This window comes from Micromonospora sp. WMMD712 (assembly GCF_029581295.1).
GTDB classification, from domain to species: Bacteria; Actinomycetota; Actinomycetes; order Mycobacteriales; family Micromonosporaceae; genus Micromonospora; species Micromonospora carbonacea.
Window position 1 is genome coordinate 7,439,291 of record NZ_CP120743.1, and the last position, 8,902, is coordinate 7,448,192.

Annotated in this window: 12 protein-coding genes; 5 read left to right on the forward strand and 7 right to left on the reverse strand. The window is 74.3% G+C overall.

Features of this window, described 5'->3' with window-relative positions; genetic code table 11:
• Positions 1 to 55: 55 nt before the first annotated feature.
• Positions 56 to 880 (reverse strand): SigB/SigF/SigG family RNA polymerase sigma factor, encoded by an 825-nt coding sequence (locus tag O7633_RS31510; RefSeq protein WP_282325006.1) that lies wholly within the window; start codon positions 878 to 880, stop codon positions 56 to 58.
• 298 nt (positions 881 to 1,178) lie between these two features.
• Between O7633_RS31510 and O7633_RS31515 the strand changes: the two genes are divergently transcribed.
• Positions 1,179 to 1,889, forward strand: a complete 711-nt coding sequence (locus O7633_RS31515; RefSeq protein ID WP_282325007.1) for a hypothetical protein — start codon at positions 1,179 to 1,181, stop codon at positions 1,887 to 1,889.
• Here O7633_RS31515 and O7633_RS31520 read toward each other — a convergent pair.
• Positions 1,838 to 3,427 (reverse strand): phospholipase D-like domain-containing protein, encoded by a 1,590-nt coding sequence (locus O7633_RS31520; RefSeq protein WP_282325008.1) that lies wholly within the window; start codon positions 3,425 to 3,427, stop codon positions 1,838 to 1,840. The two genes, O7633_RS31515 and O7633_RS31520, sit on opposite strands and share 52 nt — an antisense overlap.
• A gap of 167 nt (positions 3,428 to 3,594) precedes the next feature.
• Between O7633_RS31520 and O7633_RS31525 the strand changes: the two genes are divergently transcribed.
• Positions 3,595 to 3,723, forward strand: a complete 129-nt coding sequence (locus O7633_RS31525) for a hypothetical protein (RefSeq protein WP_256095649.1) — start codon at positions 3,595 to 3,597, stop codon at positions 3,721 to 3,723.
• A gap of 73 nt (positions 3,724 to 3,796) precedes the next feature.
• On the opposite strand, the gene O7633_RS31530 is transcribed toward O7633_RS31525, so the two are convergent.
• Both O7633_RS31530 and O7633_RS31535 read right to left on the reverse strand, forming a co-directional pair.
• Positions 3,797 to 4,783 carry a pirin family protein gene (locus O7633_RS31530; protein ID WP_178064225.1) on the reverse strand — a complete coding sequence of 329 codons (987 nt, stop codon included), beginning with the start codon at positions 4,781 to 4,783 and terminating at the stop codon, positions 3,797 to 3,799.
• 11 nt (positions 4,784 to 4,794) lie between these two features.
• Positions 4,795 to 5,274 carry a MarR family transcriptional regulator gene (locus tag O7633_RS31535; protein WP_178064226.1) on the reverse strand — a complete coding sequence of 160 codons (480 nt, stop codon included), beginning with the start codon at positions 5,272 to 5,274 and terminating at the stop codon, positions 4,795 to 4,797.
• A 148-nt stretch (positions 5,275 to 5,422) separates the two neighbouring features.
• Between O7633_RS31535 and O7633_RS31540 the strand changes: the two genes are divergently transcribed.
• Complete coding sequence (locus O7633_RS31540) at positions 5,423 to 5,950, forward strand: GNAT family protein (protein WP_282325009.1); 528 nt, start codon at positions 5,423 to 5,425, stop codon at positions 5,948 to 5,950.
• Between the two features lie 162 nt (positions 5,951 to 6,112).
• Here O7633_RS31540 and O7633_RS31545 read toward each other — a convergent pair whose 3' ends face one another.
• Positions 6,113 to 6,361 (reverse strand): flavin reductase, encoded by a 249-nt coding sequence (locus O7633_RS31545; protein ID WP_278133878.1) that lies wholly within the window; start codon positions 6,359 to 6,361, stop codon positions 6,113 to 6,115.
• Positions 6,361 to 6,753 carry a hypothetical protein gene (locus tag O7633_RS31550; RefSeq protein ID WP_282325010.1) on the reverse strand — a complete coding sequence of 131 codons (393 nt, stop codon included), beginning with the start codon at positions 6,751 to 6,753 and terminating at the stop codon, positions 6,361 to 6,363. The genes O7633_RS31545 and O7633_RS31550 overlap by 1 nt, the downstream gene beginning before the upstream one ends.
• 121 nt (positions 6,754 to 6,874) lie before the next feature.
• Between O7633_RS31550 and O7633_RS31555 the strand changes: the two genes are divergently transcribed.
• Together O7633_RS31555 and O7633_RS31560 are read left to right on the forward strand one after the other, a co-directional pair.
• The gene (locus O7633_RS31555) at positions 6,875 to 7,645 is read left to right on the forward strand and encodes a helix-turn-helix transcriptional regulator (protein WP_278133882.1); all 771 of its coding nucleotides are present in this window, start codon (positions 6,875 to 6,877) and stop codon (positions 7,643 to 7,645) included.
• The gene (locus tag O7633_RS31560) at positions 7,636 to 7,845 is read left to right on the forward strand and encodes a DUF397 domain-containing protein (RefSeq protein ID WP_282325011.1); all 210 of its coding nucleotides are present in this window, start codon (positions 7,636 to 7,638) and stop codon (positions 7,843 to 7,845) included. Before O7633_RS31555 ends, O7633_RS31560 begins: the two co-directional genes overlap by 10 nt.
• Positions 7,846 to 8,187: 342 nt before the next feature.
• On the opposite strand, the gene O7633_RS31565 is transcribed toward O7633_RS31560, so the two are convergent.
• Entirely contained in the window at positions 8,188 to 8,775 is a 588-nt protein-coding gene (locus O7633_RS31565; protein WP_282325012.1) for a general stress protein, read from the reverse strand.
• Between the last annotated feature and the right edge of the window lie 127 nt (positions 8,776 to 8,902).

Here is an 8,902-nt window from a genome sequence, read left to right on the forward strand (position 1 = left end):
GCGAGGGGCCCGGCGCACGCGCGCGCCGGGCCCCTCGTCTTTCGTGCGGGCGGGCCTAGTAGGTGCCGTCGAGCTGGCCCCGCAGCTTGGTCAGCGCCCGGGCGAGCAGCCGGGACACGTGCATCTGCGAGACGCCGATCTGCTCGGCGATCTGCGACTGGGTCAGGTTGCCGTAGAAGCGCAGCGTGAGGATCTTCTGCTCGCGCTCGTCGAGCGTGGCGAGCGCCGGGCCGAGGGCGACCCGCAGCTCGGCCAGCTCGAACTCGTTGTCCTCGCCGCCGAGCATGTCGCCCAGCTCGGTGGCCCGGTCGCCGTCGCCGGTCGGCGTGGACAGCGACACGGCGTTGTAGGCGCGGGCGCCCTCCAGGCCCTCCAGGACCTCTTCCTCGGTGAGCTTGAGGTGGGCGGCGATGTCGGCGACCGTGGGGGAGCGGCCGAGCGTCTGGAGCAGGGAGCTGTTGGCGTCGGAGATCGCCAGGCGCAGCTCCTGGAGGCGGCGCGGGACGCGGATGTCCCAGGTGCGGTCGCGGAAGTGCCGCTTGAGCTCGCCGATGATGGTCGGGATGGCGTAGCCGGCGAAGTCGACGCCGCGCGCCGGGTCGAACTTGTCGATGGCCTTGATCAGGCCGACGGCGGCGGTCTGCGCGAGGTCGTCGGTCGGCTCGCCCCGCCCGCTGTAGCGGTGGGCGAGGTGGTTGGCCAGGGGCAGCCAGGCCTCGATCGCCCGGTCCCGCATCGCGGCGCGCGACGGGTGGTTGGCGGGCAGTGCCGCCATCGCGTTGAGCAGGTCGGCGGCGCTGTCGGTGAGCGCTCGCGGGTCGAGCTTGGCCGTGGTCTCCGGCGCTGTGGTCGTCTGCTCGCTGGTCGTTGGCGCGGTCATGGTGGTCCTCCCTGCACCTCGTCCGCGGATAAAAGACGTGACGCTTCGGTTTAGCTTCAGATGGGCCGTTCGGGACTCACCTTAGCCTGATCGGCTCCCAGAAATCTAGCCGAAAGTACGATGTACTTAAGGTGTGTTCGGGAATGAAACCCCTAAAAGGGGCAGCGATGTACGAATCTGTGATCGTGATTACCGGTTCCCGGTCGGTTACGGGTCCGCACTGTCGGCTTTCCGTCGTTGTCCCGCGCGCGGGACGGCCCGTAGCGTCGCGGGGAACCTTCCCCCGCCCGGAGGCACCGTGCTCGACCCCGCCGACCCGCACCTCGTCGTGCACAGCCGCATGGTCTACCTCTGCTGGCTGCCGGCGGCCCCGGAGGCGGCCGTGGCCCTACTGCCGGACGGCCTGCGCGCCGACGCGCACCCCCGGGTCTTCATGAACCAGTACGTGGTCGACGACGAGACCCAGACCTCCGGCCTCGGCGCCTACTCGCTGACCTACCTCGGCGTCTGCGTCGCCGGCCTGGCCGCCCCGGGCGGCTGGTGGACCCACTACCTGTGCTCCAGCCCCCGGATGCGCGGCTACGCCGCCGCGCGCGGCGCACCCGTCGGGGCCGGGCACACCTGGCTGGAACGGCGCGGCGACACGCTGGTGGCCCAGACCGAGGTCGACGGCGTCCCGCTGATCCGCACCCGGGTCCACGTCGGCCACACCGGCCACGTCGTCCGCAGCGGCCACCACCGCTACGTCACCGCCCGGGGCGGGGAGTTGGCCGGCGGCGTCCACCCGTACGTGGCCGAACCGGTCACGCCGTTCGAGGTGGAGTCCGTCGACTTCCTCGACCCCGGCCACCCCGTCCACGCGCTGCGCCCCGCCAACCCGCTGACCATCACCGAGGGCTTCTACTCCCCGCGCGCCTCCTTCGCGTACCCGGGCGGGACGGGCCAGCTCGTGCCCGCTCACCAGGTGCCGGAGCGACGCGCCCGCAGCGGCCTGCCGTCCGGGTCGTAGATCAGCCGGTACGCCGGCAGCGCCCAGGCCCGGGTGAACCACGGCAGCCGCTCGGGGCGGTGCGGGCGCAGCCGGCCCGGCGGGCGCGGGCCCACCCGCCCCGAGTCGTGCCAGCGCTGCACCGCGTCGGCCGCCGAGGTGATCGCCCGCACCGCCGAGGCCGGGTCGAGCAGGTCGTCGTCCTCGCCGCCGCCCGGGTCGCGGTCCAGGTGCTCGCGCCACAGCCGCAGCCGCAGGTCCCGGGCGAAGCGGCGGGCCCCGTCGCCCAGCCCGGCCGGGTCCACCGGGGCGCGCTCGTCCCGGGTCTCGTCGAGCACGGCGCAGGACAGCTCGCTGTCGTGGGTCCAGGAACGGCGGTTGAAGTTGTCGCTGCCGACGCTGGCCCACACGTCGTCGACCACGCACACCTTGGCGTGCACGTAGACCGGGTCGCCCGCGTGGTTCTCCACGTCGAAGACGTGCACCCGGTCGGGCGCGGCCTTCCCGCACAACGCCAGCGCCTGCTCCCGCCCGACCAGGTTCGGCGGCAGCGCGAACCGGCCGTCGACGTCGGGGTGCCGGGGGACCACGGCCACCAGGTGCAGCTCCGGGTTGTCCCGCAGCGCCCGGGCGAACAGGTCGGCGACCTCCGTCGACCAGAGGTACTGGTCCTCCAGGTAGATCAGTCGGCGGGCCCGGCGTACCGCCTTGGTGTAGCCGCGCGCCACCGTCCGCTCGCCGTCGGGGGCGAAGGAGTAGCGCGGGCGTACCGCCGGATAGGTGCGCAGCACCTGGATCCGGTGCGGGCCGCACGGCGGCGGGTCGGCCGGCTGGTCGGGCAGCGGGTCCGGGCGCAGGTCCGACCCGCGCAGCCGGTCCCGCAGGTAGGCCAGCGGGTTCTCCGAGTCCAGCGGCATCGGGTCGGTCCACCGCTCGCGGAACGTGGTGTCCAGCGCGCCGACCACCGGCCCGCGCAGCGCGAGCTGCACGTCGTGCCAGGGCGGGTGGTCGCCGTAGCGGGGCGACATCAGCACGGCCTGCCGGTCGCCGTGGTGGTCGGCGTCGTCGCGGCGGCTGTGGCACAGGTCGATCCCACCGGCGAAGGCGACGTCGCGCTCCGGCGCGCCGGGGTGGCGCAGCACGACGAGCTTCTGGTGGTGCGAGCCGCCCCGGCGGACCCGCTGGTCGAGCAGCACCTCGCCGCCGGCCGCGCAGATCGCCTCGCTGAGGCTGCGGTTCTCCGCCTCGCTGAACGACAGGGCGTCGAGGTGCGAGCGCCACAGCAGGCCCTTGACCACCACCCCGCGCTGCGCGGCCTGGCTGAACAACTGGGCGACGGTCGGGCCGCCCGTGCGCATCAGCTCGTCGGGGTCGCCCCGCCAGTCGGTGAAGAAGAGATGGTCGCCGGCCCGCAGCGCCTCCACCTCGCTGACCAGTCGGTCAAAGTAGGCCGAGCCGTGAATCAGCGGCTCGGCGAGGTTTCCGGTCGTCCAGACGGGTATCCGGGAGACCGGGTTGGCGCGTTCGGCCGCGGTGAGGAACCAGTCCCGCATCGGCACGCTCCAGCTCCCGAGGTCGACAACGTCCTCACCGTAGGACCCCCGCGCCGGGTCCGCACGCCGACGGGCACCCCCGGTGACCTGGCCGGCGATCCGCGCGGAGCGCCACATCTGAGAGATCAGCGCCACATCCGAGAGAGCGAAGCGCACACCGAGGAGGCCGCACGATGCCCGCCGAGCCGACCGATGTCATGACCGAGCAGCCCGAACAGCCGGTGGAGGGCGAGCGGGGGGCGCTCGTCGCCGTGTTGGTGATGGTGCTGCTGGGGGTGGCGGGGATCTTCGCGGTCTCCTGACCGGCAGCCACTTTCGGGTACGCCGAGGGGCGTCACCGGGGACGAACCCCGGTGACGCCCGGCACGGCCCGCGTCAGGGGCGCGCGCCCTGCCCGCCGGTGTGCGGCAGCCGCTCGGCCGGGACCACCCCGAGCCGTCCGGCCTGGAAGTCCTCGAACGCCTGGATCAGCTCGTCCCGGGTGTTCATCACGAACGGCCCGTAATGTGCCACGGGCTCCCGGATGGGCTGTCCGCCCATGATGTAGAGCTCCAGGGCGGGGGCGTTCGAGTCCTGCGTCGCGTCGGCGGTGACCCGCAGCGCGTCGCCCGGACCGTGGACGGCGAGCTGCCCGGTGTGGAACGGCCGGCGCTCGGTGCCGACCGTGCCGCGCCCGGCGAGCACGTAGACCAGGGCGTTGAAGTCGGCCCGCCAGGGCAGGCTCAGCTCGGCCCCGGGCTGCACCGTCACGTGGGCGATGGTGATCGGGGTGTGCGTCGAGCCCGGCCCCCGGTGCCCGGCGACCTCACCGGCGATGACCCGGATCAGCGCCCCGCCGTCCGGCGTGGTGAGCAGCGCCGACTCCTTGCCGCGGATGTCCTGGTAGCGCGGCGGCTTCATCTTCGCCACCCTCGGCAGGTTGACCCAGAGCTGGAGGCCGTGGAACAGGCCGCCGCTGACCACCAGGTGCTCCGGCGGGGCCTCGATGTGCAGCAGGCCGCTGCCGGCCGTCATCCACTGGGTGTCGCCGTCGGTGATCGTGCCGCCGCCGCCCAGCGTGTCCTGGTGGTCCATGATCCCGTCGATCATGTAGGTCACCGTCTCGAAGCCCCGGTGCGGGTGCCACGGGGTGCCCTTCGGCTCGCCCGGGGCGTAGTCGACCTCGCCCATCTGGTCGAGGTGGATGAACGGGTCAAGCTCGTGCATCGGCACCCCGGCGAAGGCCCGGCGGACCGGGAAGCCCTCGCCCTCGTAGCCGCTGGGCGCGGTGGTGAGCTTGCGGACCGGGCGGTAGCGGGTGGACTCGTCGAGCCGGGGCAGGCGGGGCAGGACGAGAACGTCGTCGACGGTGATGGCGGGCATCTCGAACTCCTTTACTCGCTGGGGGTGGACGAGGCGTCGCGGTCGCGGCGCAGCCGCCGGCCGAGGCGTTCGAAGACCCGGGTCAGGCAGGCGACCTCGGCGTCGTCGAGGTCGTCCATCAGGTGGGCGCGCACGGAGCGCAGGTGGTGCGGCGCGGCCTCGCGCAGCGCCAGCAGCCCGGCGGCGGTGAGCACCGCCTCGCTGCCGCGCCCGTCCTCGGCGCACGACTGCCGGGCCACCAGGCCGCGCTTCTGCATGGTGGTGATCTGGTACGTCAGCCGGCTGGGCGAGAAGACCAGTCGACCGGCCAACTCGCCCATGCGCAGCCGCTGCCCCGGCGCCTCGGAGAGCAGCACCAGCACGTGGTAGTCGGCGAAGCTCAGCTCGCTGTCGGCCCGCAGGTCGTCCTCAAGCTGGGTGAACAGCCGCTGGCTCGACTCGATGTAGGCCCGCCAGCAGGCCATCCGCGCGCTGTCCAGGCTCTCCGTCATGCCCGCAACGGTAGCACTCTTTCAAATTTTGACAAGTGCTCCGAACTGGCTGTGAGCTGCGCTACTTTACGCCATCGTGGTGCTTCGCTTTGGATTTGAACGAGAAACGCCGGGCGGGCCGTCGGCGGCGGCTGACAGACTGCTGGGCATGGACGACGTACGCCTGGTCGCCCCCGGGGTGCTGCTGCGCCCCTGGCGTGCGGCCGACGCCCCCGCCGTGCTGGCCGCCCTGCGCGACCCGGCCGTGGCGACCTGGAACCCGCAGGGCGACCTGGACGAGGCGCGGGCCCGCGAGTGGGTGCGCCGCCGCGCCGACTGGTCCGCCGGGGACCACGCCTCCCTCGCCGTCGCCGACCCCGGCGACACCGAACTGCTCGGCTCGGTGTCGCTGAGCGGCATCGGGGGCGGCCACGCCAACATCGGCTACTGGACCGCCCCCGCCGCCCGGGGGCGGGGCGTGGCCACCGCCGCCGTCCGGCGGCTCACCGCCTGGGGCTTCGCCATGCTCGGCCTGCACCGCGTCGAGCTGTTCCACGCCGTGGCCAACCCCGCCTCCTGCCGGGTCGCCGAGCGGGCGGGCTACCCCTTCGAGGGCACCCTGCGCGAGTCGCACCGCTACGGCGACGGCCGCCGCCACGACGAGCACCTGCACGCCCGCCTGGCCACCGACCCCTGACCGGCCCACCCTGACCGGCCCACCCGGGCTGGCCCGCGCGGGCCAGCCCGTCGGGGGTGGGTTGATCATGTCGGGCGGGTGGGGGTGTCCCGGGGGTCCGGATGCCGCCATGTCGCCGACATGGAGTCGATCATCGCCGGGGGAGGGGCCTCGATCGAGGGGTCAGCGGCGGGCGCGGGCCCAGGTGAGGAAGCGGTCGGTCAGGTCGCCGGGCGGGGTGGCCGGGTGCAGGGCGGTCAGGTGCTCCCTCGCCTCCTCCCGCAGCACCGCGAGGTAGACCAGCAGCGAGGTGCGGTCGCCCCGGTATTCGGACAGCAGCGACAGCCGGGCCGCGCCGCAGGGCCACGGCGCGCCGCAGCGCCCGCACAGCCAGACGGGGCGCACCGGTAGGTGGGGGCGCGGGCGCGCCATCAGCGGTACCGCAGCGCGACGGCGCGCGCCTCCTCGTCGGTGACCGGCAGGAACCACAGGAACCGCCGCACGATCTCCGGTGGGGTCGGGCCGTCGGGCTGGCCCCGCAGGTCGCGGATCGCCGGGCGCAGGAACAGGGTGAACGCCGCCAGCAGGACGGCGCGCAGGCTGTCGTCCAGGGGCAGGCCCCGCCAGGTCGGGCAGGGGAACGGCTCGCCGTCGTGCGCGCACCGCCAGTCGGGCCGCCCCGCGCAGTGCAGCTCCAGGTCGACCGGCACGTCGGCCGGGCGTGCCGCGGACGCGACCTCTCCCGCGTCGAGCCGGGCTGGTTTCTCCGCGTCGAGTCGGGCTGGCGCGACCGGGCCCGGCTCGCGTCCTGTGTGGTGTGTCATGGCGTCTCCCGGTCCCGTCGATCCGCGCCCTTCGACACCCCAACCTGCCGTGTGTAAGCGGACAGGAACAGCCCGTGCTGGCTATGGTGCCCAGACATCCCACACGACCACGGGGGAGACCATGAACGATGCGTTGCGCCTCGCCCTGCGCGACAGCGGGCACTCGATCGAGTCGCTCGCCGCCCGGCTGGGCGTCGACCGCAAGACCGTCGCCCGGTGGCTGAACGAGGACCGGATACCCCACGCGCGGCACCGGCTGGCGGCGGCCGAGGCGCTCGGCCAGCCCATTCGGGACATCTGGCCGGACACGTCGAGACGACGCTACCCGATGGCGTGGTTCCGGCCGTGGCAGGAGCTGGAGCGGGAGGCGGTGTCGCTGCGGTCGTACGAGTCGATGGTGGTGCCGGGCCTGCTCCAGACGGAGGCCTACGCCCGCGCGGTGCTCGGCGGCGCGGGCCTGATCGCCCCGGGCGACGTCGAGCAGCACCTCGCCAACCGGCTGGCCCGCCAGGAGATCCTGCGCCGCGACGACCCGCCCCGCCTCACGGCGGTCATCGACGAGGGGGCGCTGCGCCGCCCGGTCGGCGGCCCGGAGACGATGCGCGGGCAACTGGAGGCCCTGGTGGCGGCCTGCGCGGCCCCGCACGTCCGCGTGCACGTCGTGCCGGCGACGGTCGGCGCGTACGCTGGGCTCAACGGTCCGTTCGTGCTCGCGGTGGGGCCGGAGCTGCGGACGGCGGGCTATGTGGACACCCAGCTCGACGGGCAGCTCGTCACCGACCCGGAGGACGTCGCGGCCCTGCTGACCGTCTGGGAGAACGTGCGCGGCGAGGCGCTCTCCCACTGGCAATCGGCCGACCTACTCGGGGAGATGGCGAAAGCATGGACCTGACCGGCGCGCGGTGGCGCACGAGCACCCGCAGCAGCGGCAACGGCGGAAACTGCGTCGAGGTCGCCGACAACCTGCCCGGCGTGGTGCTGGTGCGGGACAGCAAGGACCCGGCCGGCGCGACGCTCACCTTCGCGCCCGCCGCGTGGCGCGGCTTCGTCGCGCGGGCGGGTTCCGTCGCGCGGGCGGGGTGCGCCGGCTGACCCGGCCCGCCCCGGCCTCTGCCCGCCCCGGCCTCTGCCCGCCCCGGCCTCTGCCCGCCCCGGGCGGGCGCGTCATGTCGGCGACATGGCGGTATCCCGGCCGCCCGGATACCGCCATGTCGCCGACATGGAGTCGATCATGGTCGGGGCGGCCTGCCGGATGCCGGCCCTGCCCCCGGACACCGGCCTGGCGGGCGTCGGCTCGCCGGGCGGGGCCGCTGGCCCCCGGCGCGCCGGCCCGTCTCCGGCACGTCGGCCCGTCTCCGGCACGTCGGCCCGTCTCCGGCGCGCCGGGCGGCCCCGGGAGTCCCCGGGGCCGCCGGTGGGCAGTCGGGTCGCCGGTCAACGGGCGGTCGCCCCCGTCGGCGTCATGTGCATCCGGCCCAGCAGTTGCCGGGCCTGGTCGGCCACGCCGGCGTCGACGGTGACCGCATACTGGGCGGCGCGCAGCGCGCTCGCCGAGGTGAAGTCCCGCTGGCCCCCGCTCATCGCGTGTGCCACCGCGCCGAAGACGGCCCCCCAGATCGCGCCGATCACCAGCCCGACCAGGACCACCGCGATCCAGCTACCGGCGGTGAAGATGCCGAACAGCAGCCCGATGAACAGGCCGAACCAGGCGCCCGTGCCCGCGCCGATCAGGGCCGCGCGGCCCGTGGTCAGCCGGCCGAGCACCGTCTCGACGAGGGTCAGGTTCGTCCCCACGATCGCGGTGTGTTCCACCGGGAACCGGTTGTCGGCCAGGTAGTCCACCACCCGCTGTGCGGACGGATAGTCCGGGTACGACCCGATCGTCACCGTGGGCGCCCCCAGCTGCGGGCCGTGGCCGTCGCCGTTGGGTGCGGCGGGTCGCCCCGCCGGGCCGTACGGGAGGTTGTTCGCGCCCGGCATTCCGGGTTGCCAGGCCGCAGTCGAGGTCGTGGGTCTGGTCATGGTGTCCTCCTTCGTCGACCACCCGCCTTCCCCCGGCGGGCGGGCGGTAACGTCGCCGCCGGTGGCGAATGCGCCGGCCAGGCCGGGGCCGCCGGTGGCGAATGCTGCTCGGCCCGGCCGGGTAGGC

What these genes read in the sequence shown, in the direction of transcription:
- O7633_RS31510 (WP_282325006.1), bottom strand. Translation starts at nt 880, where the DNA reads ATGACCGCGCCAACGACCAGCGAGCAGACGACCACAGCGCCGGAGACC.
- O7633_RS31525 (WP_256095649.1), top strand. Translation starts at nt 3,595, where the DNA reads ATGCCCGCCGAGCCGACCGATGTCATGACCGAGCAGCCCGAACAGCCG.
- O7633_RS31530 (WP_178064225.1), bottom strand. Translation starts at nt 4,783, where the DNA reads ATGCCCGCCATCACCGTCGACGACGTTCTCGTCCTGCCCCGCCTGCCC.
- O7633_RS31535 (WP_178064226.1), bottom strand. Translation starts at nt 5,274, where the DNA reads ATGACGGAGAGCCTGGACAGCGCGCGGATGGCCTGCTGGCGGGCCTAC.
- O7633_RS31540 (WP_282325009.1), top strand. Translation starts at nt 5,423, where the DNA reads ATGGACGACGTACGCCTGGTCGCCCCCGGGGTGCTGCTGCGCCCCTGG.
- O7633_RS31545 (WP_278133878.1), bottom strand. Translation starts at nt 6,361, where the DNA reads ATGGCGCGCCCGCGCCCCCACCTACCGGTGCGCCCCGTCTGGCTGTGC.
- O7633_RS31550 (WP_282325010.1), bottom strand. Translation starts at nt 6,753, where the DNA reads ATGACACACCACACAGGACGCGAGCCGGGCCCGGTCGCGCCAGCCCGA.
- O7633_RS31555 (WP_278133882.1), top strand. Translation starts at nt 6,875, where the DNA reads ATGAACGATGCGTTGCGCCTCGCCCTGCGCGACAGCGGGCACTCGATC.
- O7633_RS31560 (WP_282325011.1), top strand. Translation starts at nt 7,636, where the DNA reads ATGGACCTGACCGGCGCGCGGTGGCGCACGAGCACCCGCAGCAGCGGC.
- O7633_RS31565 (WP_282325012.1), bottom strand. Translation starts at nt 8,775, where the DNA reads ATGACCAGACCCACGACCTCGACTGCGGCCTGGCAACCCGGAATGCCG.